Below are 26,859 nucleotides of genomic sequence, written 5' to 3' on the forward strand. Positions count from 1 at the left end.
GATCAGCCCCAGGTGATCAGGCGCTTCGGGTACTCCAGGATCGCGGCGATGTCCGCGAGCACCTTGGAGCCGAGCTCGCCGTCGACCAGGCGGTGGTCGAACGAGAGCGCCAGCGTGGTGACCTGACGGGGCACCACCTTGCCCTTGTGCACCCACGGCAGTTCCCGGACCGCACCGAAGGCGAGGATGGCCGCCTCGCCAGGGTTGAGGATCGGGGTGCCGGTGTCGACGCCGAAGACGCCGACGTTGGTGATGGTGACCGAGCCGCCCTGCATGTCCGCGGGCGAGGTCTTGCCCTCGCGCGCGGTGTCCACCAGCTCGCCGAGCGAGACGGCGAGCTGGGTCAGGGTCTTGCCGCCCGCGTCCTTGATGTTGGGGACGATCAGGCCGCGCGGCGTGGCGGCCGCGATGCCGAGGTTGACCTGCCCCTTGATCACGATCTCCTGGGCGGCCTCGTCCCAGGCGGCGTTGATCTCCGGGTGCCGCTTCACCGCGGTGAGCAGCGCCTTGGCGACCAGCAGCAGCGGGGAGACCCGGACGCCCTGGCCGAGCTCGCCGGTCTCCTTGAGCTTGCGGACGAGCTTCATCGTGCGGGTCACGTCGACCTGGACGAACTCGGTGACGTGCGGCGCGGTGAAGGCCGAGGAGACCATCGCGGCGGCGGTGGCCTTGCGGACACCCTTGACCGGGATGCGCACGTCGCCGGCGCCGGAGACGACCGGCACGACGGCGGGCGCGGCGACCGGGGCGGGGGCGGCAGCGGCCGGAGCCTCCGGCGCCGGCGCCGGTGCCACGGCTGCGTGCACGTCCTCGCGGGTGATCACGCCGTCCGGACCGGTCGGGACGACCGTGCGCAGGTCGACGCCGAGGTCCTTGGCCAGCTTGCGGACGGGGGGCTTGGCCAGCGGCCGCTCCCCCGCCTGGGCGGGCACCTGGACCGGGGCGGCGGGCGCCACGGGGGCGACCGGGGCCGGCGCGGCGGCCGGCGTTTCACGTGAAACCGGAGCGGCGGCCGCCGGTACGGCGGCGGTGGTCCGGCGGGCCCGGCGCTGGGTGCCGCCGGTGCGCGGACCGTAGCCGACCAGCACCTCACGGCGCTCGGGGACGGCCTCCTCGGCGGCCGGGGCCGCCGCAGCCGGTGCCGCGGGCGCAGCGGCGGGGGCCGGAGCCGCCTCCGCGGGGGCCGCACCGGCGACCGCCACCGCGATGATCGCGGTGCCGACGTCGACGGTGGAGCCCTCCGGGAAGAACAGCTGCTCGACGACGCCGGTGAACGGGATCGGCAGCTCGACCGCGGCCTTGGCGGTCTCGACCTCGCAGACGACCTGGCCGTCGGTGACGGTGTCGCCCACCTTGACGTACCAGGAGAGGATCTCGGCCTCGGTCAGCCCCTCGCCGACGTCGGGCATCTTGAACTCGCGGAGCGCGCGAACTTCGGTGGTCATGTGCGTCGCTCCTCTCAGTACCCGAGCGCGCGGTCGACGGCGTCGAGCACCCGGTCGAGGTCGGGCAGGAAGGACTCCTCGACCCGCGACGGCGGGTACGGGGCGTAGTAGCCGCCGACCCGCAGGACCGGCGCCTCCAGGTGGTAGAAGCACTTCTCGGTGAGCCGGGCGGCCAGCTCGGCGCCCATGCCGAGGAAGACCGGCGCCTCGTGGACCACGATGCCGCGGCCGGTGCGCTTGACCGACTCCTCGAGGGTGGCGAAGTCGACCGGGGTGAGCGAGCGGAGGTCGACGACCTCCAGGCTGCGGCCGTCCTCGCGGGCGGCCTCGGCCGCCTCCTGGCAGACCTTGACCATCGGGCCGTACGCGATCAGGGTCGCGTCGGTGCCGGGGCGGACGATCCGCGCGGAGTGCAGCGGCAGGTCGGCGCTGTCGCCGACGTCGCCCTTGTCCCAGTAGCGCCGCTTGGGCTCCAGGAAGATCACCGGGTCGTCCGAGGCGATGGCCTGGCGGAGCATCCAGTGCGCGTCGTGCGCGTTGGAGGGGGTGACCACCTTGAGGCCGGCGGTGTGCGCGAAGTAGGCCTCGTGCGACTCGCTGTGGTGCTCGACGGCGCCGATGCCGCCGCCGTACGGCATGCGGACGGTGACCGGGAGCTTGACGTGCCCGAGGGAGCGGGCGTGCATCTTGGCGAGCTGGGAGACGATCTGGTCGAAGGCCGGGTAGACGAAGCCGTCGAACTGGATCTCCACCACCGGGCGGTAGCCGCGCAGGGCCAGGCCGATCGCGGTGCCCATGATGCCGGACTCGGCGAGCGGGCTGTCGATGACCCGGTCCTCGCCGAAGTCCTTCTGCAGGCCGTCGGTGATTCTGAAGACGCCGCCGAGCTTGCCGATGTCCTCGCCCATGAGGACGGTCTTCGGGTCGTTCTCCAGCGACTTCCGCAGGGCGTCGTTGAGCGCCTTGGCGATGCTGAGCCGGTCTGCCATCAGTTGTGCTCCCCGCCCTCGAAGGAGGCCGCGTAGGCCACGTACTCGGCCCGCTCCTCGGCCACCAGGCCGTGCGGCTCCGCGTAGACGTGGTCGAAGATCAGAGTCGGGTCCGGGTCGGGCATGGAGCGCACGCCCTCGCGGACCCTCAGGCCGAGGGCGTCGCTCTCGGCCTCGATGCCGGCGAAGAACGCGTCGTCGGCGAGGCCCTCCTTCTCCAGGTGGGCCTTGAGGCGGGTGATCGGGTCCTTGGCCTTCCAGGCCTCGGTCTCCTCGGAGCCGCGGTAGCGGGTCGGGTCGTCCGAGGTGGTGTGGGCGCCCATGCGGTAGGTGAACGCCTCGATCAGGACGGGGCCGTTGCCGGTGCGGGCGTGGTCCAGGGCCCAGCGGGTCACCGCGAGGCAGGCCAGCACGTCGTTGCCGTCCACCCGCACGCCCGGGAAGCCGAAGCCGGAGGCGCGGCGGTAGAGCGGGATGCGGGTCTGGTTGGTGGTGGGCTCGGAGATCGCCCACTGGTTGTTCTGGCAGAAGAAGACCACCGGCGAGTTGTAGACCGAGGCGAAGGTGAAGGCCTCGTTGACGTCGCCCTGGCTGGAGGCGCCGTCGCCGAAGTAGGCGATCACCGCGTCGTCCGCGCCGTCCTTGGTGATGCCCATCGCGTACCCGGTGGCGTGCAGGGTCTGCGCGCCGATCACGATGGTGTAGAGGTGGAAGTTCTTCTCGTTCGGGTCCCAGCCGCCGTGGTTCACGCCGCGGAACATGCCGAGCAGGTTCAGCGGGTCGACGTCGCGGCACCAGGCGACGCCGTGCTCGCGGTAGGTCGGGAAGGCGTAGTCACCGGGACGCATCGCACGGCCGGAACCGACCTGCGCAGCCTCCTGGCCGAGCAGCGAGGCCCACAGGCCCAGCTCGCCCTGGCGCTGCAGCGAGGTGGCCTCGGCGTCGAACCGCCGGACCAGCACCAGGTCGCGGTAGAGCGCGCGCAGCTCCTCGGGGGTGGTCGCCAGCGGGAAGTCCGGGTGCTCGACCCGGTCGCCTTCCGGCGTCAGCAGCTGTACGAGCTCCGGCGCGGCTCCCGTGCCTGCGCGGAGGTTGTCAGGGACGCCGGGGGCGGCCTTCTTGCGCGCCCTCGCCGTGCTTTTGACGGTCACGTTCACTCCTCGGTCTGTCCGGCCGCCCGGGGTCGCCGGTGACCGGTCCGGTCACCTCCGGGCAAAGCGCGCTGGGTGTGCGCACCGGCTGCTCGGCAGGTGGTGATCCTTCTCCGACGGCGTCCCTCACGAGAACGTTACCCAGCGGCGCCCCTTGGCGCGCTTGCGCTAGGACGTCCTACTTGTTCCCCTGCGAGAACCGCCGGTGTGGTGCGGGTCTCGCGTCGGTGGCCGTCAGGACACCAGCGCACGGTATCCGGGCAAAGCTCTCCGCGTAAGGGGGTAACGGGCATCGATTCGGTGTCCTCCGCGCCGGTCTGTCCCCCGGGGAGCGGCCGGGAGCAGGGATTTCGACACGGTGGCGTGGAAGGATTCCCCCATGACAGGAAACGGACATATCAGGGTATTCCTCCTCGACGACCACGAGGTTGTGCGGCGCGGCGTGCACGATCTGCTGTCCACCGAGGCGGACATCGAGGTGGTCGGCGAGGCCGGTACGGCTGCCGAGGCGCTCGCCCGGATTCCCGCGGTGGAGCCCGACGTCGCGGTGCTCGACGTCCGGCTGCCGGACGGCAACGGCGTGGAGGTCTGCCGCGAGGTCCGCTCCCGGGTGCCCGGGGTGCGCTGCCTGATGCTCACGTCCTTCTCCGACGACGAGGCCCTGTTCGACTCGATCATGGCGGGCGCCTCCGGGTACGTACTGAAGGCGATCCGCGGCACCGACCTGATCACCGCGGTGCGGGACGTCGCGGCCGGCCGCTCGCTGCTCGACCCGGTGGCCACCGGCCGCGTCCTGGAACGGCTGCGCGAGGGCAGCGGAAAGGAGGACGAGCGGCTCGCCCAGCTCACCAGGCAGGAGCGCCGCATCCTCGACCTGATCGGCGAGGGGATGACCAACCGGCAGATCGGCAACGAACTCCACCTCGCCGAGAAGACCGTGAAGAACTACGTCTCCAGCCTGCTCGCCAAGATGGGGATGAAGCGGCGCACCCAGGCCGCCGCCTACGTGGCCCGCAACCTCCCGCCGGAGGCAAAGGCACACGGCTGACGATCTGTCAACCACCCCTGCGCGCCCTGACTACGCTCACTCCGTGATTCCCAGTCCGGCCTCCCCGCCCGTCCTCGGGGAGGGCACCGTCTCCCTCCTCGCCCCCGCCGCCCGCCGCACCCGGCCGCTCCGCCACGCCGCCGCACCGGCCCGTCCCGACCCGTCCGCCCCGCCCGTCGGCACGCTCAGCCCGCCGGTCGCCGACACCTCCCTGGCGGGCGTGCTCCGCCGCTTCGGCACCGCACCGCCGGTCTCCGTCCGGCCGGTCGCCGAGGGCCTGCTGAACCGCGGCTACCGGGTCACCACCACCGACGGCCGGTACTTCCTCAAGTGCTACGTCGACCTCGCCACCGCCTCGCGGGACGCGGTCACCGCCCAGCACCTGGCCACCACCGCGCTGCACGCCCGCGGGCTGCCGGTGGCCCGGCCGCTGCCCGCCCTCGGCGGGGACACCGTCGTGGCGCACGGGGACCGGCTGTTCGGCCTCTTCCCCTGGATCGAGGGCGGCCACCGGCACGGCACCTCGCTGGACCCCTCGCAGTGCGCCGACCTCGGCGCGCTGCTCGGCCGGCTGCACGGCGCACTGGCCGAGGTCTGCGCCCCTGTCCGCCAGCCCGCCGGGCGGCTGGCCGCGGACCCGGACGAGACCGCGCGGCTCGTCGCCGACCTGCGCCGGCTCGCCGCCCGGCACCGGCCGCAGGAGCCCTTCGACGCCCTCGCCGAGGAGCACCTCGCCGAGCGGCTCGACCTGATCTCCACGCACCGGCACCGCCGCCCCGCGCCGGCCGCCGCCCCGCCCACCGGCTGGACGCACGGCGACTTCCACGGGCTCAACCTGCTCTACCGGGACGGCGGGGTCGCCGCCGTCCTCGACTGGGACAAGCTCGGCCTGCACCCCACCGCGGAGGAGGCCGTCCGGGCCGCCACCCTGGTCTTCAACGACCGCGGCACCGGCGTGCTGGACCTCTGCCGGGTGCGCGCCTACTCCCGCGCCTACCGGGAGGTCTCCGGGGCCGGACCGGCCCAGCTGGCCGCCGCCGTGCACCGGGTCTGGTGGGAGCGGCTGAACGACCTGTGGATGCTGCAGTGGCACTACCAGCGCAGCGACCACCGGGCCGACCCGCTGTTCCCCGCCGCGGCCGGCCAGCTGCGCTGGTGGTGCCAGGAGTACGAGCAGGTCCTGGACGCCTTCACCAACTGACCGGGCCGGGCGTCACTGGGTCGAGGTCGCCGTGGGGTTGGCGGTCGGGGTCGCGGTGTCGCTCGGCTGGACCGTCTGGGTCGGCTTGGTCTGGGTCGGCGTCGGCGACGGCGACGTGGTCTCCGTCGGCGAGGCCGAGGGCGAGGCCGAACCCGTCGCGGTCGGGCTGCCGGTCGGCGAGTGCGTCCCGAAGGTCGGCTCGGTCGGCCGGGTCGTCTCGTTCTGGGTGCGCGACGGGGCGGCCGTGGTCGGCTGCTCGGTGGGCTGCCCGGTGTCCGCCGGGGCGGTGGTCTGCGTGTTCTGCTGGGTCGGCGTGTTGCCCCCGCCCCCGCCGCCGCCGCTGAGCGCCAGCCCGATGCCGACGCCGGCCGCCACCAGCACCGCGAGGACGCCCAGCACCCAGCCCCACGGGCTGCGCCGGTCCTCCTCGTAGTCGCCCGGCCCGTCGCCGCCGCCGTAGCCCTGGTTCCCGTAGCCGTGGTCCCCGTAGCCCTGGCCGCCGGTCGGCGGGTAGGGGCGGGACGGCGTCTGGTAGGGCGAGGTGACCTGGAAGGGCAGTGCCGCCGTCGGGTCCGTGGGCTCCGTCCGGCCGACCGGCTCGGTGACGGCGGTGCCGCCGCCGGGCGTGCCCTCGGGGCCGGGGTGGCCGTGGCCGCCCTGCCCCGCGGCCGCCAGACCGGCGGCGGCCGCGGCCGCCGCGGCGGCTCCGGCCGCGTAGCCGGCACCCTGCGACCCGTGCATGGTGCGCAGCGCGTGCTGCACGTGGGCCCGGAACTCGTCGGCGGTCTGGAAGCGGTCGTCCGGGTTCTTGGCGAGCGAGCGGAGCACCAGCTCGTCCAGCTCGGCCGGCACCCGCCCGTTGGCCCGGGACGGCGGCACCGGGTTGTCCTGCACGTGCTGGTAGACCACCGACAGCGGCGTCTCACCGGTGAACGGCGGCCGCAGCGACAGCAGTTCGTAGAGCATGCAGCCGGCCGCATAGAGGTCGGAGCGGTGGTCGACGGCCCGGCCGAGCGCCTGCTCGGGCGACAGGTACTGCGGGGTGCCCATCACCATGCCGGTCTGCGTCATGGTGGTGGCCGCGCCGGTGAGCGCGCGGGCGATGCCGAAGTCCATCACCTTGACCGCGCCGCCGGTCGTGATGATGACGTTGGCGGGCTTGATGTCGCGGTGCACGATGCCGTGCTTGTGGCTGTAGGCGAGCGCCTCCAGGACCCCGGCGATGATGATCAGCGCCTGGTCGACCGGCGGCGCCTCCTCGTCCACCAGCAGCTCGCGGACCGTCCGGCCCTCGACCAGCTCCATCACGATGTACGGCGTGGACTCGCCGTCGAGCAGTTCCTCGCCGGTGTCGTACACCGCCACGATCGAGTGGTGGTTGAGCGCGGCGACGGCGTGCGCCTCGCGCGTGAAGCGCAGCCGGGCGATCTCGTCCTCGGCCAGATCCGCACGCAGCAGCTTGACGGCGACGGTGCGGCCGAGCCGTACGTCCTGGGCGGAGAAGACCTCCGCCATGCCGCCGCGGCCGAGCCGGCCGGTGATCCGGTAGCGGCCGTCGCCGACCGTGCCGAGCGCGGCCTTGGTACCGCGGCCCGGGGTGTGCCCGAAGGCCGGGGTCTGCACGACCTCGGTCGCGGCGGTCTCCGGCTCCCGGGCCGCCTCGTCCTCGGTGGAGGCCCGGACGTCCGCGCCCTCGCCGTCGTCCGGCCGATCGGTCTGTGCCATCGCTCCTCGCCCCGGGCCCTCGCTCGGCGCGCAGTCGCCCTGTCGGTTACGTCCTGTGAAACGCTACCGCTTCGGTGCGGTCACCGTGGAACGCACGGCTCGGGCCGGCGTATCAGTTCCGGCCGTCCTGCGGCAGCTCCAGCACCCGCGAGACCACCGGTGCCGAGGAGCTGCTGCCGTAGGTGCTGTTCTTGTTCTGCTCGCCCTTGGCGGCCGCGATCAGCACGATGATCACCGCCAGGACGATCACGCCGAAGATCACGCCGACCACGACCAGCGCCGTCGAACAGCCCGCGTTGTTGTTCGCCGGCTGCGGCTTGGCCACGAACGGGCCGGGCTGGGCCGGCATCGGCCCGGTCGGGTGCGCCTGCTGCGGGAACGGCCGCGGGGTCTGGTACGGCTGCGGGGCCTGCGGGAAGGGCTGCGGCGTGTGCGCCTGGGGGAACGGCTGCGGGGTGTGCGGTGCCTGCGGGAACGGCTGCGGCGTGTGGGGCGCCTGGGCCTGCTGGAAGGGCTGCGGGGTGTGCGGTGCCTGGGCCTGCGGGTACGGCGGCGGCGTGCTGGCCTGCGGCGGCTGGTACGGCTGCTGCACCTGCGGGGTGGGCGTCCGGATGTCCCCCGTGACCTGCGGGAAGTTGGTCATCGAGGGTGCGGCGTGCACCGAGCGCGGGCCCTCGCTGATCACCAGCGGGGTGGAGGCCTGCAGCGACGCGCCGCCGGCCTGCGCGGCGGACTCGACCCGCTCGACCTCCTCGCGCATGGCCTCCGCGGTCGGGAAGCGGTGCGCCGGGTCCTTGCGCAGCGCACGCTCGACCAGTGCGTCGACCGCGGGCGTGACCGCCCGGTTGATCGTCGACGGCGCCGGCGGCGGCTCCTGCACGTGCTTGTACGCGATGGAGAAGGCCGAGTCGCCGTCGAACGGCAGGCCGCCGGTCAGCAGCTCGAAGAGCATGCAGCCGACCGAGTAGAGGTCGGAGCGGGCGTCGACGCTCTTGCCGAGCGCCTGCTCGGGCGACAGGTACTGCGGGGTGCCGACCACCATGCCGGTCTGCGTCATGGAGGTGACACCGGACTGCAGCGCGCGGGCGATGCCGAAGTCCATCACCTTGACGATGCCCTTGGTGTTGACCATGACGTTGCCCGGCTTGATGTCCCGGTGCACCAGGCCCTGGTCGTGCGAGGCCTCCAGCGCGGACAGCACCGCGGCGGTGATCTTCAGCGCCTGGGCGGTCGGCATCGCGCCGTGCTGCGCGATCGCGTCGTTCAGCACGTCGCGCAGGGCCTGGCCCTCGACGTACTCCATGACGATGTACGGGGTGGCCGCGCCGTCCGCGGCGATGTCCTCGCCGCTGTCGTAGACCTGCACGATGTTGGTGTGCTGGAGGCGGGCGACGGCCTGCGCCTCGCGGCGGAAGCGCTCCTTGAACGAGGCCTCCCGGCCCAGCTCGGTGTGCAGGGTCTTCACCGCGACCTGGCGGTCCAGCACCGTGTCGTACGCCAGGTGCACGGAAGCCATGCCGCCCTGCCCGAGCAGGCGCTGCAGCACGTACCGACCGTTGCCCAGGGCGTGGCCCTCGACCGTGGTGCCGTCCTCGCTCATGTCCCCCTGCTTCCAGGTCTCTCGTCCGGGGCCTGCCCGGTCCGCGGGCCCGCGGCGCCGCCGACCCCCGCCGGCAGCACGCAGGCCGACCGGCAGGGGCCCAGGGTATCGGCTCGCGCCGACGTGATCGGGTGCAGGGGCGCAGCTGTGTCCGGCCTGCAACGCGGTTGCCGAACAGCTGCGACACGGGGCCGCTACAGGTACGGACCCGAACGGATTCCGCGGCCCGGACCGACCTCCTCCTCGCCCGGCTCCATGCCGTGCAGACCGGGCGGCAGCGCCCTGCGCATCTGCTCCAACTGCGCCCGCGCGGCCATCTGCTGGGCGAACAGCGCGGTCTGGATGCCGTGGAACAGGCCCTCCAGCCAGCCGACCAGCTGCGCCTGGGCGATCCGGAGTTCGGCCTCGGTGGGGATGGTGTCCTCGGTGAAGGGGAGCGAGAGCCGCTCCAACTCCTCGACCAGCTCGGGTGCGAGGCCGAGTTCGAGCTCCTTGATCGAGCTGGCGTGAATGTCCTTCAGCCGGGCGCGGCTGGCCTCGTCGAGGGGGGCCGCCCGGACCTCCTCCAGCAGCTGCTTGATCATGCTGCCGATCCGCATGACCTTGGCGGGCTGCTCGACCATCTCGGTCACCGGCAGTTCGCGCGGTTCCCCCTGGTCGTCACCCCGGCCCAGTCCGCCCGGGACGGCGCCGATCGGCATGCCGTCCGGGCCCACGATCAGCACCTTCGGGTTGTCGTCCGGCTGTCCGCCCGACGCCTCGACGGCCTGCTGCAGCGAGCGCTCGTTCATCGGGTTCGTCATGCATGGCATTCTCCCTCACCGGGGTTCGGTACGGGGAGTGCCCGGCGATCTTGTCCAGTCCCGGATGCGGGAGTTCCGGGCCGGATGCGGGAGTTCGGGCTCAGCCGCGGCGCATCCGCAGGCCGACCATGGCCAGGCCGATGCCGATCAGCGTCAGCCCGGCGCCGAGCGGCAGCTGGCGGGTGGAGGGGTCGGACCAGCGCAGCGGGGCGGCGACGTCGGCGGCCTGCGGGAGGGGCGCCGCGGCGGTGGCGCCGGGCAGCGCCTCGGCCAGGTCGGCGGAGGACTCCGGTGCGGCGGGCCTGGCCGCGGTGGTGGCGGACCCCGCGGCACGGCCGTGCGCGGGGTGCCCGACCACGGCGGCGGGACGGGTGTGCCGGACGTGCGTCGGCGCGGCGGCCGCAGGCACGGTGCCCGGGTCCGCGGAGGAGTGCACAGTGGCGGGGGCGGCGGGCGCGGTGGTCGGCTCCGTCGTGGTGTCCCCGGCCTCCTCCGCCTCCTCGGCGCAGTCGTCGCCGTCCTCGGGCCCGGGCTGCGCGTCCTGGCCGGACGGGGAGGCGGGGCTCGCCGGAGCCTCGGACGAGGGTTGCTGCGAGGAAGCCGGGGCGGACGGCTCGGGCACGGTCGCCGGGGTGTTCACGGGCGGCCTGACGGGGAGTCCGGACATGCCGGAACCCCCCTGGGCCGTGGGCAGCGCCGTAGTGGGTACGACCGGCTGCGGGAGGGCCGAGGCCGCCTGTTCGAGCGCCTGCTGCACGGCCGCCTCGGCCGTGGAGCGGGGCGCGCCGGTGGTCTCCGCACCGTCGGCGGCGACGGCCGGAACCGCCAGCAGGACCGGAAGGACGAGGCCCGCCCCGACGAGGGCCGCCCGGCGGTACACGACGGGGAACGCGGAAGGAAGAGCGCGGAACGCGTACGGCGGTGCAGCCACGGCGGGAGGTCCTTCCGACGGGCGGCCGCGCAGTGGCGCGGTCGGCGGCGGGACAGCTCCGGACCAGCGTCACACAGTCCGACAAAACGGGCATTTCGTACGCTCACTCCCCGTGCCCGCCGCCGCCCGCGCCACGGTCAGCCCAGCCGCAGCACCACCTTGCCGACGTGCTCGCCCCGCTCGATCAGGCGGTGCGCCTCGGCCGCCTCCGAGACCGGCAGCACCCGGTGCACCACCGGGCGGACCACCCCGGACTCCACCAGCGGCCACACGTGCTCGCGGACGGCGGCCACGATCGCCGCCTTCTCCGCCACCGGGCGGCCGCGCAGGTTGGTCGCCGCGATCGCACCGCGCTTGCGCAGCAGCGCATTGAGGTCGAGCTCGGCCTTCACACCGCCCTGCAGGCCGATGACCACCAGCCGCCCGTTGACGGCCAGGGCCTCCACGTTCCGCTGCAGGTACTTGGCGCCCATGATGTCCAGGATCACGTCCGCCCCGGCGCCGCCGGTGAACTCCCGGACGGCCTCCACGAAGTCCTGCTGCCGGTAGTCGACACCGGCGTCCGCGCCCAGCTCGGCGCAGCGGGCCAGCTTCTCCGGGCCGCCCGCGGTGACCACCACCCGGGCGCCCACCGCCTTGGCCAGCTGGATCGCCATCGTGCCGATGCCGCTGGCACCGCCGTGCACCAGGACGGTCTCGCCCGGACGCAGGTGGGCCACCATGAAGACGTTCGACCAGACCGTGCAGGCCACCTCCGGCAGCGCCGCCGCCTCCTCCACCGCGATGCCCTTGGGCACCGGCAGCAGCTGGCCCGCCGGAACGGCCACCCGCTCCGCGTAGCCGCCGCCGGTGAGCAGGGCGCAGACCTCGTCGCCGACCGCCCAGCCGGCCACGCCCGCGCCCAGCGCGGCGATCCGCCCGGCGCACTCCAGGCCCGGATAGGGGGACGAGCCGGGCGGCGGGTTGTAGAAGCCCTGCCGCTGCAGCAGGTCCGCACGGTTGACGGCGGTCGCGGCGACCTCGACGAGGACCTCGCCCGCCGCGGGCTCCGGGTCGGGCACCTCCGCCCAGGTCAGCACCTCGGGCCCGCCCGGCTGGGGAATGGTGATGGCTCGCATGCCCGCCACGCTACGCGCGCCGCCGCTGCCGCCGACCGTCGGCCCGCCGGTACCGGCCTGCGGTCAGCCGTGGTTGACGCCGCGTCGGACGGTGATGATCCGGTCGGTGAGCTGCAGCACCGCGACCTCGGGGTCGGTGAAGTTCAGCAGCCGGCGGCCACGGACGACCGCCACCACCAGGTCCTCGCACTCGCGCGGGGAGCGGCCGGCCTCCGCCTTGGTGACCGGGCGCTCGGTGAGGTCGAGGCCGGAGCCCACCGTCAGCAGGTCCTCCATCACCGCGCCGGCGTGCGGGCTGAGGATCGACATGCCGAGCAGCCGGCCCGCCGAGCTGGAGCTGGTGACCACCACGTCGGCACCGGACTGCCGCAGCAGCGGCGCGTTCTCGTCCTCCCGGACGGCCGCCACCAGCATCGCCTCGGAGTTCAGCTGGCGCGCGGTCAGCGCCACCAGCACGGCGGTGTCGTCGCGGTCCGGCGCGATCACCACCTTCTCGGCACGCGGCAGTTCGGCCCGCATCAGGGTGTCCGTCCGGGTGGCGTCGCCCAGCACGGCCGTCAGGCCGTCCCGGCCCGCCTGGTCGCACGCCTTGCGCTGCGGGTCGACCACCACGATCGACTCCTTGCGCAGCCCCTGGCCGAGCAGGGCGGTGACCGCGCTGCGGCCCTTGGTGCCGTAGCCGACCACGACAGTGTGCTCCCGCACCGGACCTCCAGCGAACCGCCGACCTGCGGCGGCACGGCCGCACCGCCGCAGGCGACGATACCGCCGGGCCCGCCGCACCGGCCCGCACCCGCCGCGGACCGGCACCCGGTCTCCACCGGACCCGCCCCGCGCGGCAGTGGCCCGCGGCGCCGCCGCACCGCCATGCTGGTGCCCGTGACGAACGGCACCCGCTCCCCCGGCCCCGACGGCAGAACCTCCCGGCTGCGCGCCTACCGCACCGGCCGATCGCAGGACGCCGAGGTGGAGTCGGGCGGCCGGGTGTCCCTGCCGACCCGGACTCCCCCGCCGCCGTTCCGGCAGGTCTCCCGCCGGCTGCTGCTGGCCCTGGGCGTCCTGGTCGCCACCACGCTGATCGTCTGGCTCGACCGGGCCGGCTACCACGACAACTCCGACGACTCGCTCGACCTGCTGGACTCCGCGTACTACGCCACGGTCACCCTCTCCACCACCGGCTACGGCGACATCACCCCGGTCAGCGACAGCGCCCGGCTGACCAACATCTTCGTGATCACGCCGCTGCGCGTGCTGTTCCTGATCATCCTGGTCGGCACCACCCTCGAGGTCCTCACCGAGCGCACCCGCCTGCAGTGGCGGATCGGGCGCTGGCGCTCCACGGTGCGCGACCACACCGTGGTCGTCGGCTACGGCACCAAGGGCCGCAGCGCCGTCGCCGCGCTGCTCGGCCAGGGCATCCGCCGCACGTCGATCGTGGTGGTGGACCCGCAGCGCAAGGCGATCGACCAGGCCACCATGGACGGCCTGACCGGAGTGGTCGGCGACGCCACCCGGACGGAGACCCTGATGCAGGCCGAACTGCCCCGCGCGGCCCGGATCGTGGTCGCCCCGGAGCGGGACGACACCGCCGTGCTGGTCACCCTCACCGCCCGCCAGCTGAACCGCGGAGCCACCGTGGTCGCCGCCGTCCGGGAGGACGAGAACGCGCCGCTGCTGCGGCAGTCCGGTGCCGACGTGGTGGTCACCAGCTCCAGCTCGGCGGGCCGGCTGCTCGGCATGTCGATCCTCAGCCCGCACGCCGGCGCGGTCATGGAGGACCTGCTGACCCACGGCACCGGCCTGGACGTGGCGGAGCGGCCGGTGACCGCCGAGGAGGCCGGCCGCTCCCCGCGGGAGTGCGCGGACCTCGTGGTGGCGGTCGTCCGCGGCCGCCGGCTGCTGGACTACGCCGACCCGGAGGTCGCCGTCCTGAAGCCCTCGGACCGGGTGATCGTCATCAGGGACGCCCACAGCCACGCCTGACCCCGCACCGGGCGGTCAGGGCAGCTCCAGCACCTCGGCCCGGCTGCCCGCGGCGAGGCCGCCGGGCGGCACCACGGCCACCCCCTCGGCCAGCGCCAGGCCGCGCAGCATGGCCGGCCCGTCGAAGCGCAGCGGCACCACGCCGTCGCCCGTCCGGACCACCGGCACCAACCGGGTGTCCCGGGGGTGGCCCGGCAGGTCCACCGCGGCCGGCTCCGTCCGGGCCGACGGGAGGTTGCGCCCGGCCAGCGCGGACAGCAGCGGCAGGGCCAGGGTGAGCGCCCCCGCGGCAGCGGCCAGCGGGTTGCCGGGCAGGCCCACCAGGTGGCGGCCGCCGGGCAGCGAGGCCAGCAGCATCGGGTGCCCGGGCCGGACGGCGACGCCGTCGACCAGCAGCCGGGCCCCGGCATCGGCCAGCGCGCCGTGCAGGAAGTCCGCCGGGCCCAGGGCGGTACCGCCGGTGGTGAGCACCACGTCGGCGGGCGAGTGGCGCAGCGCCTCCAGCAGCAGCCCGCGGTCGTCGCCGACCCGGCGCACCCCGCACACCTCGGCGCCGGCCGCGGCAAGCCACGGCGGCAGCAGCGGGCCGAGCGCGTCCCGCACCCGGCCCGGCCCGGGCACCCCGGACCCCAGCAGTTCGTCGCCGAGCAGCAGCAGCTCGACGGTCGGACTGCGGCGCACCTGCAGCAGGTCGTGGCCGGCGGCGGCGGCCAGACCGAGCACCGCCGCGGTGACCCGGGTGCCGGCCGGCAGCAGCACCTCGCCGCGGCGGCACTCCTGGCCGCGCGGGCGGACGTCCTGGCCGGGGCCGACGGCGCCGTGCAGCAGCCCGTGCTCGACGCGGCCGTGCTCGCGGCGCAGCACCCCGGTGGCGCCGGGCGGCAGCTGGGCACCGGTGGCGATCTCCACGGCGGCGCCGTCCGCCAGCGGGGCGGGCGTGCCGCCGGCCAGCAGCCGTCCCTCGGGCCGCCACGGCCCGGGGCCGGCGACCGCCCAGCCGTCCATCGCGGAGGTGTCGAATCCCGGCAGGTCGGTGACGGCGGCCAGCGGCTCGGCGAGGGTGCGCCCGAGTGCGGCGGCGAGCGGGACGGCCTCGGCCGACAGCGGTGCCGCGACGGCGAGCCTGGCCGTCCGGCGGGCGACCGGCCAGGGGCGGTCTCCCGCCGGCGCTGCGGCCGGCTCGGTGCGCGGGCGGTTCACGTCGGCGAGGGCGCCCGTCACGCCTGCTCCGGCGGCGCCTCGGCCGCCCACCGCTCGGCGAGGGCCGAGGTGCGGGCAGCGGCGGCCGCGACCGCCTCCGGACCGCCGCCCTGCGCGGCCGCCGCGTACCCGACCAGGAAGGCGGTCAGCGGCGCGGCGGGGCGGGCGACCCCGTGCGCGACCACCCGGGCGAGGTCCAGCAGCCCGGGCACGTCGACGTCGAGTTCCAGGCCGAGTTCGGTGCGGACCTCGGCGATCCAGTCATCCAGCGTGCGCTCCATGGCCCCATGCTGCCCGATCCGGGTGCCGGCGGTGCAGCGGCCGCCGTGTGCGGCACGAGTCCGATTCCTCACGTCCGGCCCGGACGGCCGGTGAGCTCAGGGTTCGGCGCGCTCGCGCCGTTCGCGGTCGCGGGCCAGGGCGAGCTCCTCCCAGGTGTCGCAGTCGTACGCGACCGCGTCGGTGTCGGCGAGGCGGACCGTCCGCAGCGGGCCGGTGAGCCGCCGCAGCGGCTGCCCGGCAGGGGTGCCGAGGGCGGCGAGGGAGGCGCGAAGCGCGGCCGTCCGGTAGGCGGCGGCGAGCGGCTGGTCCCGTCCCCCGGCGTCGACCAGGACGGCGGCCTCGGCCTCGGTGTCGTCCAGGGCGTCGAGCAGCCGGTGCACCGTCCGCCGGTCCAGGAACGGCAGGTCGGCGGCGAGCAGCAGCACCCGGTCCGCGGCCACCGCGGCGAGCCCGGCGGCGACGGCGGCGACCGGGCCGCCACCGGGCGGCTCCTCGCGCACCCGGACCACCCCGGGCCGGTCCGTGCCTCGGGCGGGCCCGACCACCACGGTGGTGCGGGCGTCCGCGCAGGCGTCCAGCACCCGGTCGAGCAGGCTCCGGCCGCCGACCTCCAGCCCCGGTTTGTCCGCCCCGCCGAGCCGGCTCGCCGCACCCCCGGCCGGCACGACCACGTCGAAGTCCGTCATGCCGCCAGTATCCGCCGCCCTGAACCGCACACGGGCAGGCCCACGGGGGCGCCCGTGTGCCTCGAAGACACCCGCCCTCAGTCCTCTTCGACGATCTCCGCGTCGACGATCTCGGCGTCCTCGGACGGGGTGGTGTTGGCGGCGGCGCCGAGGTCGAGGATGGCCGGCAGGGTGAGTGCGCCGTAACGCTCGTTCATCGCGGCGGCGAGTGCCTCGGCGTCGTGCGGATGGGCGGCGAGCGCCCGGTCGAAGTCCTGCAGGTACTCGCCGGTGAAGGACAGCACCCGCAGCGTCTCGTCGTCCGCGCCCGGGGCCCGGTGTCCTGCGATCACCCGGTCGACGCCGAGGTCGGCGATCCGGGCCAGGTTGTGCGCCCAGTCGATCCGCCGGTACGCGTCGGTGTCGGCCGTCCACACGTGGGTGCCGTTGTAGACGAAGTCGCCGGCCAGCACGGTGCGGATGCTGGGGATGTGGACGACCGTGGAGTCCTCGCAGTCGGCCTGGCCGAGCGGCAGGACCTGGATCTGCTGCCCGTCGATCACCAGCGGCTGCGGCAGCAGGGGCGTCGGCAGCAGCGGCTGGTCGGGGATGTCGTCCCCGTAGACCGGCTTCCACTCGGCGACCTTGGCGGCGGCGGTGCGGGCGATGCCGTCCACGACCGGGGGTGCGGCCAGCAGCTGCGCCTCGGGGAAGAGCCGCAGCACCTCCTCGGCCCCGAAGTAGTGGTCGGGGTGGCGGTGGGTGACCACGATGGCGAGCAGTCGGCGGCCCTTGCCGGCGATCCACTCGGCGAGCTCGCGGCCGGCGCTGCGGGTGAGCTGGGCGTCCACCAGGATCGCGGTGGACACGCCCATGATCAGCACGGAGGTGGCGAAGAAGGCGCTCTCGGGGCCGGTGAAGACGTCGATCTCCAGCGGGGCCGGCGGCGGATACCCGGGCCCGGGGGCCGCGCGGTCTGGTCCGGCGGTCTCGTCGGGCGGGTTGGGCGTCACGTCGGCTCCCTGGTCGGCGGGGCGGCCCGCGGCGGCCGCTCGTTCGTACCAGCTTGGTCGGTGGGGGTACCGATCGCCGGTCAGGCGCGCCCGGGCGGGTGCAGTGGCCGCCGCCCGGGCGCGGGCCGGCCGGTCAGGCCGCCACGCGCACGCCGACGGCCTCGGCGCGGGCCACCGCGTCCTTGAGCGCCTGCGCCTTGGAGGCGTCCGCGTGCTCGGCGAACTGGGCCAGCGCCGGGTTGACCCGGGCCAGGGTGAGCTCGGGCACCACGAAGTCGACCTCCAGGCCGAGCATGCCGGTCAGCACCTTCTCCAGGTAGGTGGTGACGAACTCGAAGCCCTCGCGCGGGGTGCCCGGGCCGTACGCGCCGCCGCGGGAGGCGATCACGGTGACCGGGGTGCCGGCCGCGGAGGGCTGCTCGCCGGCGCTGCGACCCATCAGGATCACCTGGTCAAGCCAGGCCTTGAGGCTGGACGGGATCGTGAAGTTGTACATGGGGGTGCCGATGACCACCGCGTCGGCCTGCTCCAGCTCGGTGATCAGCTGCTCGCGCAGCTCGAAGGCCTGCTGCTGCCCGGGGGTGCGGTGCTCGGCGGGGGCGAAGCCGGCGGTGATGCCGTCGGCTGCCAGGTGCGGGACGGGCTCGGCCGCGAGGTCGCGGTAGACCACGGTGCCGCCGGGGTTGGCGGCCTCCCAGGCGGCGCGGTAGGCCGCGGAGACCTCGCGGGAGACGGAGCCCTCGGAGAGCGCGGACGAGTCGATGTGCAGCAGCGTGGGCATGGCATGCCTCCCTTTCGGTAGTAGCTGCATCTTCGTGAGCAGCTTCCACAACCGTAGCAGCTTACTTTTCTATAGTCACTTGTCACCGGGCAGTACCCTGGGAGGCATGGCGCAGGAAACGGCACCGGCCCAGCCGGCCTGTACGGGAGTGGACGTCACCATCACCCGGGTCTTCGCCCTGCTCGGAAAGCGCTGGACGGGGCTGGTCGTCGCGGTGCTCAGCCACGGGCCCGCGCACTTCGCGGAGCTCCGCCGCGCCATCCCGGGCATCAGCGAGCGCATGCTCTCCGACCGGCTCACCGAGCTCGCCGAGGCCGGCCTGGTGCTCCGCGAGGTCGACGAGGGGCCGCCGCTGCGGGTCCGCTACCTGCTCACCGAGTCCGGCTGCGCCCTCGGCCCCGCCCTCACCGAGCTGCGCACCTGGGCCGAGCGCTACCTGCCCCCGCTCCCGCCCGGCGGCACCTGCTGAGGCTTTCACCCCGACACGGCGAAGCGCCCCGCCGCCGTGGCACACCGCTCGGTCGGTGTACCCGGCGACGGGGCGCTCCCGTCACCCCGGAGGGTTACTTCTGCTTGCCGGTGATCTTGTCGAGGCGGGCGGTGACGCCCCAGGCGGTGACCCGCCAGAGGGCCTCGACGACGATGCTGCGGCTCATCTTGGAGGCGCCGTGCTCGCGCTCGACGAAGGTGATCGGGACCTCGGCGACCTTGAAGCCGGCCTTGACGGTGCGCCAGGCGAGGTCGACCTGGAAGCAGTAGCCGGCCGAGGCGACCTCGTCCATGCCGAGGCCGAGCAGGGTCTCCTTGCGGAAGGCGCGGTAGCCGCCGGTGACGTCGCGGATCGGGACGCCGAGCATCAGGCGGGAGTAGGTGGAGCCGCCGCGGGAGAGCAGCAGGCGGGACTTGGGCCAGTTGACGACCTTGCCGCCGGGGACCCAGCGGGAGCCGAGGACGAGGTCGGCGCCGCGCAGCGCGATGAGCAGGCGGGGCAGCTCCTCGGGCTGGTGGGAGCCGTCGGCGTCCATCTCGACGAGGACGTCGTAGCCGTGGTCGATGCCCCAGCGGAAGCCGGCCAGGTAGGCGGCGCCCAGGCCCTCCTTGCCCCTGCGGTGCAGGACGCGGACGCGGGCGTCGTCGGCGGCGAGCTTGTCGGCGATCTCGCCGGTGCCGTCCGGGCTGTTGTCGTCGGCGACCAGGACGTGGGCCCCGGGGACCGCGGTGCGGACCCGGGAGACGATCCGCTCGATGTTCTCGGCCTCGTTGTAGGTCGGGATGATCACCAGCACCTCGCCCAGATCGGCGAAGGTGGTCTCCTCAGCGGCAGTCACGGCACAGCCTTTCGAACTTCGGGAAACGGTGCGGCGAGCCCGCAGCCTGAGGGGGGTCGACAGCGTGAGTGCTTCGCGAGGGCCCGGGTCGGTCCGGGCACGGCACCCGGAATGCGGATCGTACAACGTGGGGTCCCGCCCGCCCGCCGCAGCGACGGGCCCGCGGCGGCCAGCAGGTAGTCTCAGGTCCACCTGAACACCCGCGGGTCGCGCAGCAACCGGTCGCTCGCGCCCGGCACCGCGGCCCACCGACAGCCTGCCCCCGGCGCGGTGGCACGGCCGAACCGGAGCCCGCACCGGGTGTCGACCGAAGACCGTGCGGGCCGTCCCGCACCGAGCCACAGGGTGGGAGCCACCATGCGGGACCTGAAGCAGTTGGTGAAGGCGTACGACGTCCGGGGCGTGGTGCCGGACCAGTGGGACGCCTCGTACGCCCGGGCGTTCGGAGCCGCCTTCGTGCAGGTGCTGGGCGCGTCCGCGGTGGTGGTCGGGCACGACATGCGCCCCTCCTCGCCGGAGCTGTCGCGGGCGTTCGCCGAGGGCGCGGCCGCGTTCGGGGCGGACGTGGTGGAGATCGGACTGTGCTCCACCGACCAGCTGTACTACGCCTCGGGCAGCCTGGACCTGCCGGGTGCGATGTTCACCGCCTCGCACAACCCCGCGCAGTACAACGGCATCAAGCTGTGCAAGGCGGGTGCGGCGCCGGTCGGCCAGGACACCGGCCTGACCGATATCCGGGAGCTGGTGGAGTCCTGGATGGCCGAGGACGGCACGGTCGCCGTGCCGGCCGCCCCGGAGGGCACGGCCACCGGCACCCTGTCCGCGCAGGAGACGCTGGACGGGTACGCGGCGCACCTGCTCTCGCTGGTGGACCTGTCCGCGATGCGGCCGCTGAAGGTGGCGGTGGACGCGGGCAACGGCATGGGCGGGCACACGGTGCCGGCGGTGCTGGCCGGACTGCCGGTCGAGGTCGTGCCGATGTACTTCGAGCTGGACGGCACCTTCCCCAACCACGAGGCGAACCCGCTGGACCCGAAGAACCTGGTCGACCTGCAGGCGAAGGTCCGCGAGGTCGGCGCCGACCTCGGCCTGGCCTTCGACGGCGACGCCGACCGCTGCTTCGTCGTCGACGAGCGCGGCGAGCCGGTCTCCCCCTCGGCGATCACCGCCCTGGTCGCCGAGCGCGAGATCGTCCGCGCCCGCGCCGCCGGCGAGGAGAAGCCCACGATCATCCACAACCTGATCACCTCCTGGACGGTGCCCCAGGTCGTCACCGACCTCGGCGCCGTCCCGGTGCGCACCCGCGTCGGCCACTCCTTCATCAAGGAGGAGATGGCCCGCACCAACGCGGTGTTCGGCGGTGAGCACTCCGCGCACTACTACTTCCGGGACTTCTGGCGGGCCGACACCGGCATGCTGGCGGCCCTGCACGTGCTGGCCGCACTGGGCGGCCAGGAGCAGCCGCTCTCGCAGCTCTGCGCGGCCTACGACCGGTACGCGGCCTCCGGCGAGATCAACTCGACGGTGGCGGACCAGGCCGGACGGACCGCCGAGGTGAAGGCCGTGTACGGCGGCCTGGAGGGCGTCACCACGGACGAGCTCGACGGACTCACCGTGGCCGGCGACGACTGGTGGTTCAACCTGCGCGCCTCGAACACCGAGCCGCTGCTGCGGCTGAACGTCGAGGCCAAGGACCCGGCGAAGATGGCCGAACTGCGCGACGCCGTCCTCGCCCTCGTCCGCGCCTGACCGGCGCACCCGATCCGGTACCCGGTGCGGCGGCCTGCCACGGCCGCCGCACCGCACCGTCCGTGCACACAGCTCGGCTAGAGTCGTCGGTTCCGACCACCCCGCAGGGAACAGCGAGGACCGTGCCGATGGACAGGCTGCAGAACACCGTCCGCCCCTACGCCTGGGGGTCGACCACCGCCATCCCCGCCCTGCTCGGCGAGGAGCCCACCGGCGAACCGCAGGCCGAGATGTGGCTCGGCGCGCACCCGGGTGACGCGTCCCGCCTCGAGCGCGGCCACCGCCCGACCACCCTCGACCAGGTGATCGCCGCCGACCCCGAGGGCGAGCTCGGCGCCGCCGCGGTGGCCAGGTTCGGCCCCGCCCTGCCGTTCCTGCTCAAGGTCCTCGCGGCCGGCCGGCCGCTCTCCATGCAGGCCCACCCCAGTCTCGAGCAGGCCCGCGCCGGATTCGCCGCCGAGGAGGCCGCCGGCATCCCGCTGGACGCCCCGCACCGGAACTACAAGGACGCCAACCACAAGCCCGAACTCATCTGCGCCCTGGACGAGTTCGAGGGCCTCTGCGGCTTCCGCGAGCCCGCCGACGCCGCCGCGCTGATGGCCTCCCTGGACGTCCCCGCGCTCGCCCCGCTCGTCGAGACGCTGCTCGGCAAGCCCGCCCCGGAGGCGCTGGCCGACGCGCTCGCCACCATCCTCTCGATGACCGGCGACGAGGCCCGGCAGACCGTCGCCGAGGTCGCCCGCGCCGTCGAGGCCGCCGCCGGGACGGACCCGACCGGAGCCCTCGCCGGATACGCCTACGCCGCACGGGAGTTCCCCGGCGACACCGGCCTGATCGCCGGCCTGCTGCTCAATTACGTCCGGCTGCAGCCCGGCGAGGCCCTCTACCTGGGCGCCGGCATCCCGCACGCCTACCTCCGCGGCACCGGCGTCGAGATCATGGCCAACTCCGACAACGTGCTGCGCTGCGGCCTGACGCCCAAGCACATCGACGTCCCCGAACTGCTGCGCGTGGTCGTCTTCGAGCCCACCGCGCCGGACGTCCTGCGCCCGGCGGCCGCCCCCGACGGCGAGCACCACTACCCGGTACCGATCGACGAGTTCCGGCTCTCCCGCTACACCCTCGGCGCCGGACCCGCCGTCCTCCACGGCCGCGCCCCGCAGATCCTGCTCTGCACCGAGGGTGCGGCACGCCTCACCGGCGCCGACGGCTCCGTCCTCGACCTCGACCGCGGCCGGTCCGCCTTCCTGCCCGCCACCGGCACCGACACCTCGCTCAGCGGTCCGGGCGCGACCGTCTTCCGCGCCACCGTCACCCTCTGACCGACGGCACCCGGCCCACCCTGGGACTGCCGGTCCCAGGGTGGGCTCTCCTCTGCCGCGCCCGCGCGGCCGGTGGAAACCTCGAAGTACGCCGACCGGGACGCACCCGGACCGGCGACCGACGAGGAGGCACCCATGCGCGCGATCACCGTCCACAACTACGGCGGCCCCGAGCAGGCCGAGGTCACCGAGGCCGAGATCCCCGTCCCCGGGCCGGGCGAGGTCCGCGTGCGCAACCGGGCGCTCGCCGTCCACCCGGCCGACCTGGCCGTCCGGTCCGGTCTGATGGCGGCGCTGCTCGGAACACCGCCGCACCGCCTGGGCTGGGACGTCGCCGGCACCGTGGACGCGGTCGGCGCGGACGTCGCCGGCTTCGCGGTCGGCGAGGAGGTCGTCGGCCTCTCGCACTGGTTCGCCACGCGGAACGGCACCCACGCCGAGTACGCCGTCCTGCCGGCCGCGCAGCTCGCCCCCGCACCGGCCGGCGTGCCCGCCACCACGGCCGCAGCACTCCCCCTCAACGGCCTGACCGCGCTGCAGGCCCTCGACCTCATCGGCCTCGCCCCCGGCGGCACGCTGGTGGTCACCGGCGCCGCCGGCAACCTCGGCCACCTCGTCACCCAGCTCGCCGTCGCCCGCGGCCTGCGGGTGCTGGCCGTCGCCGGCCCCCGCGACGCCGGCCACCTCACCGACCTCGGTGCCGAGTTCGTGCCGCGCGGCGACGGCGCGGTCGACGCCGTGCTCGCCCTCGCCCCCGGTGGTGCGGACGCCCTCCTGGACACCGCAGGCCTCAGCACCGCAGTACTGGCCGCCGTACGCGACGGCGGCACCTTCGTCGCCGTCCGCCCGCCGGCCGCGCCCGCCGCCGAACGCGGCATCGACGTCCTCGTCCACGACGTCCGCCCCGACGGTCCCGCCCTCGCCGGCCTCGCCGGGCTCGTGGCGGAGGGACGGCTCACCGTACGCGTGGACTCCGTCCTCCCCCTCGACCGCATCGCCGCCGCCCACGCCCGCCTGGAAGCCGGCGGCACCCGCGGCGCGGTGGTGCTGTCCGTCTGAACCCGCCGCACCTGATGCGGCGTCACGCTGCCTGCCGGTGGCAGGTCCGGACAGGGCATCAGCCCATGTCGCGGGTCATGTCGACGAAGCGGGAGTAGTGGCCCTGGAAAGCCACGGTGATGGTGGCGGTGGGGCCGTTGCGGTGCTTGGCGACGATCAGGTCGGCCTCGCCGGCGCGGGGGGACTCCTTCTCGTAGGCGTCCTCGCGGTGCAGCAGGATGACCATGTCGGCGTCCTGCTCGATGGAGCCGGACTCGCGGAGGTCCGAGACCATCGGCTTCTTGTCGGTGCGCTGTTCGGGGCCTCGGTTCAGCTGGCTGAGCGCGATGACCGGGATCTCCAGCTCCTTGGCGAGCAGCTTGAGGTTTCGCGACATGTCGGAGACCTCCTGCTGGCGGCTCTCGGCCCGGCGGGAGCCGCCGGACTGCATCAGCTGGAGGTAGTCGATGACGACGAGCTTGAGGTCGTTGCGCTGCTTGAGGCGCCGGCACTTGGCGCGGATCTCCATCATCGACAGGTTCGGCGAGTCGTCGATGTAGAGCGGAGCGTTGGTGACGTCCGGCATCCGGCGGGCGACCCGCGTCCAGTCGTCGTCCGTCATGTTGCCGGAGCGCATGTGGTGCAGCGCCACCCGGGCCTCGGCGGAGAGCAGGCGCATGGCGATCTCGTTGCGGCCCATTTCGAGCGAGAAGATCACGCTCGGCAGGTTGTTGTGGATCGAGCAGGCCCGCGCGAAGTCCAGTGCCAGGGTGGACTTTCCCATCGCGGGACGGGCCGCGATGACGATCATCTGGCCGGGGTGGAGGCCGTTGGTGAGGGCGTCGAAGTCGGCGAACCCGGTGGGCACGCCGGACATCTGGCCGGCCCGGGAGCCGATCGCCTCGATCTCGTCGAGGGCGCCCTCCATGATGTCGGCGAGCGGGGCGTAGTCCTCGTTGGTGCGCTGCTCGGTGACCGCGTAGATCTCGGCCTGAGCAGCGTTGACGATCTCGTCGACGTCGCCCTCGGCGGCGTAGCCCATGCCGGCGATCCGGGTGCCGGCCTCGACCAGCCGTCTGAGGACGGCGCGCTCGTGGACGATCTCGGCGTAGTACTCGGCGTTGGCCGCGGTCGGGACGGAGTTGACCAGGGTGTGCAGGTACCCGGGACCGCCGACCCGGGCGAGCTCGCCACGCTTGGTGAGCTCGCCCGCGACGGTGATCGGGTCGGCGGGCTCGCCGCGCGCGTACAGGTCGAGGATGGCGCCGTGGATGAGCTCGTGCGCGGGCCGGTAGTAGTCGGCGGGCTTGAGCACCTCGACGACGTCGGCGATGGCGTCCTTGGAGAGCAGCATGCCGCCGAGGACGGACTGCTCGGCGGCGAGGTCCTGCGGGGGGACGCGCTCGAAGCCGTCGACCGCCGGCCCGCGCCCGTCGCCCGTGTCGCCACCCTCGTCCCGCCGGCGGCGGTCGCCGCGCTGGAAGGAGCCCTTGCCGCCGTCGCGCCCGCCGTCGTTCCGGCCGCGGGAGACCGGCAGCCGGTCGCTGGGGGTGCTGGGGAAGGATCCGGGCGAGAAGGCGTCGTCGGACGGCTGCCAGTCGTCCTCCGGCGGCGGGGGAACGTCGTGGTCGTCGTACTGGGGGCCGGTCACGCGTGTTCCCCGTTCAGCGAATCGTGCGAGTGGAGCGAGCCTTGCCGGTGGCGCACCCTCTTTCTTACGCCACCGGGCCGACATTTCCGCGGCCGGGCGACGGGTGTCGCACCGGGCGGTCCCCGGCCGCCCGGGTACGGGCCGATGGGCAGGGGTGGGGTCGGCGCCCCACGCTACGGCGCCGGGGGCCGTTCGGCCAAGATGGTTATCCACAGGGGGTGTGGACGACGGGGCGGCGCCTGTGGAGAAGTGCCTCAAACCTGTGCACAACCCTGTGGACAGGTCTGTGGATAACCACACCACCCATCCACTGCCAGTCGCTGACCTGCAATGACTCACTCGGACAGCTGTGCATGAGAAAAAGTTCACACGCCCGTCCGCTCACCGGGCGACCGGTGGACATCCATCTCCACCGGCCCTCGATCAAGAATTCGAGTAAGTGATCCGGATCCTATTCACCACTTACCTGTGGATGAGTAGGCTGACTCGCATGACCTCCCCGACCGCCCGCCGCAGCCACGACCGCGAGATCCTCGCGCTCGCCGTCCCGGCCTTCGGCGCGCTGGTCGCCGAGCCGCTCTTCCTGATGGCCGACTCGGCCATCGTCGGCCACCTCGGCACGGCCCAGCTGGCCGGCCTCGGCATCGCCTCGGCCGCCCTCACCACGGTCATCGGCGCCTTCGTCTTCCTCGCCTACGCCACCACCGCCGCGGTCGCCCGCCGGATCGGCGCCGGTGACCGGAAGGCCGCCGTCCAGCAGGGCGTGGACGGCATCTGGCTGGCCCTGCTGCTCTCCGCGGGCCTCGCACTGCTCATGGTGGCGTTCGCCCCGCAGACGGCCTCCCTGCTGGGCGCCTCCCCGACCGCCGCCCCGTACGCCGTCACCTATCTGCGGATCAGCGCACTGGGGGTGCCCGCCATGCTGGTGGTGATGGCGGCCACCGGCGTCCTGCGCGGCCTTCAGGACACCCGCACACCGCTGCTGGTCGCGGTGGGCGGCTTCGCCGCGAACGCCGTCCTCAACCTCGGCCTGGTGTACGGCGCCGGCCTCGGCGTCGCCGGCTCCGCCTGGGGCACCGTGCTGGCCCAGAACGCGATGGCCGCCGCCTACCTGGTCGTGGTGGTCCGCGGCGCCGGGCGGGAGGGCGCGAGCCTGCGGCCCGACCCGGCGGGCATCCGGGCCGGTGCCAGGGCCGGGGGGCCGCTGCTGGTCCGCACGCTCAGCCTGCGGGCGGTGCTGCTGATCGCGACGGCCGTGGCCGCCGGCCTCGGTGACACGGAGATCGCCGCCCACCAGATCACCATGACCGTCTGGGTGTTCGTGGCCTTCGCGCTGGACGCCATCGCCATCGCCGGGCAGGCCGTCATCGGCCGCTTCCTGGGGGCCGGCGACGTGCCGGGCACCCGGGCGGCGACCCGGCGGATGGTCGAGTGGGGCCTCGGCGCCGGGGTCCTGCTCGGCCTGCTGATGGTGCTGGCCCGGCCCCTGTACGTGCCGCTGTTCACCTCGGACCCGCAGGTGCAGGCGCAGCTCTCCACCGTGCTGCTGCTCGCCGCGCTGACCCAGCCGGTGGGCGGCCTGGTGTTCATCCTGGACGGGGTGCTGATGGGCGCCGGGGACGGCGGCTACCTGGCCGCCGCGATGCTCGGCACGCTGCTGGTGTTCGCCCCGGCCGCGTTCGCGGTGCCCGCGCTGGGCGGCGGGCTGGCCGCCCTGTGGTGGGCGATGAACCTCTTCATGCTGACCCGGGCGGCCTTCCTGGTGCTGCGGGTGCGGACCGGGCACTGGCTGGTCACCGGAGCCGTCCGCGCGTAGCGGCGCAGGGCCGACGGAGC

The 26,859-nt window shown here is 74.3% G+C and carries 21 protein-coding genes and 3 pseudogenes; 8 read left to right on the plus strand and 16 right to left on the minus strand.

The genetic code is table 11. The annotated features are described in order from the left end of the window. Positions 1-2 precede the first annotated feature (2 nt). From ACQ614_RS18450 to pdhA, 3 genes are read right to left on the minus strand one after another with little or no spacing between them, the layout of a single operon-like run. Positions 3-1,445: a dihydrolipoamide acetyltransferase family protein gene (locus tag ACQ614_RS18450; RefSeq protein ID WP_431679640.1), complete on the minus strand. Its 1,443-nt coding sequence runs from the start codon at positions 1,443-1,445 to the stop codon at positions 3-5. A 14-nt stretch (positions 1,446-1,459) separates the two neighbouring features. Beyond that, complete coding sequence (locus ACQ614_RS18455) at positions 1,460-2,434, minus strand: alpha-ketoacid dehydrogenase subunit beta (RefSeq protein ID WP_363498320.1); 975 nt, start codon at positions 2,432-2,434, stop codon at positions 1,460-1,462. Further along, positions 2,434-3,585, minus strand: a complete 1,152-nt coding sequence (gene pdhA, locus ACQ614_RS18460; RefSeq protein WP_431679641.1) for a pyruvate dehydrogenase (acetyl-transferring) E1 component subunit alpha — start codon at positions 3,583-3,585, stop codon at positions 2,434-2,436. Before pdhA ends, ACQ614_RS18455 begins: the two co-directional genes overlap by 1 nt. Positions 3,586-3,964: 379 nt before the next feature. Between pdhA and ACQ614_RS18465 the strand changes: the two genes are divergently transcribed. Both ACQ614_RS18465 and ACQ614_RS18470 read left to right on the plus strand, forming a co-directional pair. Further along, positions 3,965-4,633, plus strand: a complete 669-nt coding sequence (locus ACQ614_RS18465; RefSeq protein ID WP_431679642.1) for a response regulator — start codon at positions 3,965-3,967, stop codon at positions 4,631-4,633. Between the two features lie 43 nt (positions 4,634-4,676). Beyond that, positions 4,677-5,834 carry a phosphotransferase enzyme family protein gene (locus tag ACQ614_RS18470; RefSeq protein WP_431679643.1) on the plus strand — a complete coding sequence of 386 codons (1,158 nt, stop codon included), beginning with the start codon at positions 4,677-4,679 and terminating at the stop codon, positions 5,832-5,834. Between the two features lie 12 nt (positions 5,835-5,846). Here the strand turns inward: ACQ614_RS18470 and ACQ614_RS18475 are convergent, their stop codons facing one another. The 6 genes and pseudogenes from ACQ614_RS18475 to ACQ614_RS18500 all read right to left on the minus strand — a co-directional run. Beyond that, complete coding sequence (locus tag ACQ614_RS18475; RefSeq protein WP_431679644.1) at positions 5,847-7,559, minus strand: protein kinase domain-containing protein; 1,713 nt, start codon at positions 7,557-7,559, stop codon at positions 5,847-5,849. Between the two features lie 112 nt (positions 7,560-7,671). After that, positions 7,672-9,159 (minus strand): protein kinase domain-containing protein, encoded by a 1,488-nt coding sequence (locus tag ACQ614_RS18480; protein ID WP_431679645.1) that lies wholly within the window; start codon positions 9,157-9,159, stop codon positions 7,672-7,674. A 194-nt stretch (positions 9,160-9,353) separates the two neighbouring features. Next, positions 9,354-9,962, minus strand: coding sequence for a bacterial proteasome activator family protein (locus tag ACQ614_RS18485; RefSeq protein WP_431679646.1), 609 nt, complete (start codon positions 9,960-9,962; stop codon positions 9,354-9,356). A gap of 100 nt (positions 9,963-10,062) precedes the next feature. Next, positions 10,063-10,893, minus strand: a complete 831-nt coding sequence (locus ACQ614_RS18490) for a hypothetical protein (protein WP_431679647.1) — start codon at positions 10,891-10,893, stop codon at positions 10,063-10,065. Between the two features lie 137 nt (positions 10,894-11,030). After that, entirely contained in the window at positions 11,031-12,011 is a 981-nt protein-coding gene (locus tag ACQ614_RS18495; RefSeq protein ID WP_431679648.1) for an NAD(P)H-quinone oxidoreductase, read from the minus strand. Positions 12,012-12,074: 63 nt separating this feature from the next. Continuing rightward, positions 12,075-12,729: pseudogene (locus ACQ614_RS18500) on the minus strand (potassium channel family protein); the annotation flags it as partial. Positions 12,730-12,890: 161 nt separating this feature from the next. Between ACQ614_RS18500 and ACQ614_RS18505 the strand changes: the two are divergent. Further along, entirely contained in the window at positions 12,891-13,994 is a 1,104-nt protein-coding gene (locus tag ACQ614_RS18505; protein WP_431679649.1) for a potassium channel family protein, read from the plus strand. Positions 13,995-14,009: 15 nt separating this feature from the next. On the opposite strand, the gene ACQ614_RS18510 is transcribed toward ACQ614_RS18505, so the two are convergent. From ACQ614_RS18510 to ACQ614_RS18530, 5 genes and pseudogenes are all read right to left on the minus strand, one after another. Then, the gene (locus tag ACQ614_RS18510) at positions 14,010-15,194 is read right to left on the minus strand and encodes a molybdopterin molybdotransferase MoeA (protein ID WP_431683957.1); all 1,185 of its coding nucleotides are present in this window, start codon (positions 15,192-15,194) and stop codon (positions 14,010-14,012) included. A 17-nt stretch (positions 15,195-15,211) separates the two neighbouring features. Next, a pseudogene (locus ACQ614_RS18515) lies at positions 15,212-15,499 on the minus strand (DUF6457 domain-containing protein); the annotation flags it as partial. Positions 15,500-15,604: 105 nt separating this feature from the next. Then, positions 15,605-16,162: pseudogene (gene mobA / locus ACQ614_RS18520) on the minus strand (molybdenum cofactor guanylyltransferase); the annotation flags it as partial. Positions 16,163-16,239: 77 nt separating this feature from the next. Continuing rightward, complete coding sequence (locus tag ACQ614_RS18525) at positions 16,240-17,154, minus strand: MBL fold metallo-hydrolase (RefSeq protein WP_431679650.1); 915 nt, start codon at positions 17,152-17,154, stop codon at positions 16,240-16,242. Between the two features lie 133 nt (positions 17,155-17,287). After that, entirely contained in the window at positions 17,288-17,935 is a 648-nt protein-coding gene (locus ACQ614_RS18530) for an FMN-dependent NADH-azoreductase (protein WP_431679651.1), read from the minus strand. 106 nt (positions 17,936-18,041) lie between these two features. On the opposite strand from ACQ614_RS18530, the gene ACQ614_RS18535 reads away from it, so the two are divergent. Beyond that, positions 18,042-18,404 carry a winged helix-turn-helix transcriptional regulator gene (locus ACQ614_RS18535; protein WP_363498302.1) on the plus strand — a complete coding sequence of 121 codons (363 nt, stop codon included), beginning with the start codon at positions 18,042-18,044 and terminating at the stop codon, positions 18,402-18,404. A gap of 94 nt (positions 18,405-18,498) precedes the next feature. Here ACQ614_RS18535 and ACQ614_RS18540 read toward each other — a convergent pair whose 3' ends face one another. Further along, positions 18,499-19,263: a polyprenol monophosphomannose synthase gene (locus ACQ614_RS18540; protein ID WP_431679652.1), complete on the minus strand. Its 765-nt coding sequence runs from the start codon at positions 19,261-19,263 to the stop codon at positions 18,499-18,501. A gap of 357 nt (positions 19,264-19,620) precedes the next feature. Between ACQ614_RS18540 and ACQ614_RS18545 the strand changes: the two genes are divergently transcribed. From ACQ614_RS18545 to ACQ614_RS18555, 3 genes are all read left to right on the plus strand, one after another. Further along, positions 19,621-21,012, plus strand: coding sequence for a phosphomannomutase/phosphoglucomutase (locus ACQ614_RS18545; RefSeq protein WP_431679653.1), 1,392 nt, complete (start codon positions 19,621-19,623; stop codon positions 21,010-21,012). Between the two features lie 128 nt (positions 21,013-21,140). After that, complete coding sequence (gene manA, locus ACQ614_RS18550; RefSeq protein WP_431679654.1) at positions 21,141-22,334, plus strand: mannose-6-phosphate isomerase, class I; 1,194 nt, start codon at positions 21,141-21,143, stop codon at positions 22,332-22,334. A gap of 135 nt (positions 22,335-22,469) precedes the next feature. After that, positions 22,470-23,393 (plus strand): NADP-dependent oxidoreductase, encoded by a 924-nt coding sequence (locus ACQ614_RS18555; RefSeq protein WP_431679655.1) that lies wholly within the window; start codon positions 22,470-22,472, stop codon positions 23,391-23,393. 58 nt (positions 23,394-23,451) lie between these two features. On the opposite strand, the gene dnaB is transcribed toward ACQ614_RS18555, so the two are convergent. Beyond that, entirely contained in the window at positions 23,452-25,023 is a 1,572-nt protein-coding gene (dnaB, locus tag ACQ614_RS18560) for a replicative DNA helicase (protein WP_431679656.1), read from the minus strand. A gap of 490 nt (positions 25,024-25,513) precedes the next feature. On the opposite strand from dnaB, the gene ACQ614_RS18565 reads away from it, so the two are divergent. Beyond that, a complete protein-coding gene (locus ACQ614_RS18565) occupies positions 25,514-26,839 on the plus strand; it encodes an MATE family efflux transporter (RefSeq protein ID WP_431679657.1) in 1,326 nt (441 codons plus the stop codon). Positions 26,840-26,859 lie beyond the last annotated feature (20 nt).

Origin of the sequence: Kitasatospora dryopteridis (genome assembly GCF_050749075.1) — a bacterium.
Classification (GTDB): domain Bacteria; phylum Actinomycetota; class Actinomycetes; order Streptomycetales; family Streptomycetaceae; genus Kitasatospora.

What these genes read in the sequence shown, in the direction of transcription:
- ACQ614_RS18545 (WP_431679653.1), top strand. Translation starts at nt 19,621, where the DNA reads ATGCGGGACCTGAAGCAGTTGGTGAAGGCGTACGACGTCCGGGGCGTG.
- ACQ614_RS18565 (WP_431679657.1), top strand. Translation starts at nt 25,514, where the DNA reads ATGACCTCCCCGACCGCCCGCCGCAGCCACGACCGCGAGATCCTCGCG.
- ACQ614_RS18555 (WP_431679655.1), top strand. Translation starts at nt 22,470, where the DNA reads ATGCGCGCGATCACCGTCCACAACTACGGCGGCCCCGAGCAGGCCGAG.
- ACQ614_RS18535 (WP_363498302.1), top strand. Translation starts at nt 18,042, where the DNA reads ATGGCGCAGGAAACGGCACCGGCCCAGCCGGCCTGTACGGGAGTGGAC.
- ACQ614_RS18450 (WP_431679640.1), bottom strand. Translation starts at nt 1,445, where the DNA reads ATGACCACCGAAGTTCGCGCGCTCCGCGAGTTCAAGATGCCCGACGTC.
- ACQ614_RS18495 (WP_431679648.1), bottom strand. Translation starts at nt 12,011, where the DNA reads ATGCGAGCCATCACCATTCCCCAGCCGGGCGGGCCCGAGGTGCTGACC.
- ACQ614_RS18455 (WP_363498320.1), bottom strand. Translation starts at nt 2,434, where the DNA reads ATGGCAGACCGGCTCAGCATCGCCAAGGCGCTCAACGACGCCCTGCGG.
- manA (WP_431679654.1), top strand. Translation starts at nt 21,141, where the DNA reads ATGGACAGGCTGCAGAACACCGTCCGCCCCTACGCCTGGGGGTCGACC.
- ACQ614_RS18475 (WP_431679644.1), bottom strand. Translation starts at nt 7,559, where the DNA reads ATGGCACAGACCGATCGGCCGGACGACGGCGAGGGCGCGGACGTCCGG.
- ACQ614_RS18530 (WP_431679651.1), bottom strand. Translation starts at nt 17,935, where the DNA reads ATGCCCACGCTGCTGCACATCGACTCGTCCGCGCTCTCCGAGGGCTCC.
- ACQ614_RS18485 (WP_431679646.1), bottom strand. Translation starts at nt 9,962, where the DNA reads ATGACGAACCCGATGAACGAGCGCTCGCTGCAGCAGGCCGTCGAGGCG.
- ACQ614_RS18480 (WP_431679645.1), bottom strand. Translation starts at nt 9,159, where the DNA reads ATGAGCGAGGACGGCACCACGGTCGAGGGCCACGCCCTGGGCAACGGT.
- ACQ614_RS18465 (WP_431679642.1), top strand. Translation starts at nt 3,965, where the DNA reads ATGACAGGAAACGGACATATCAGGGTATTCCTCCTCGACGACCACGAG.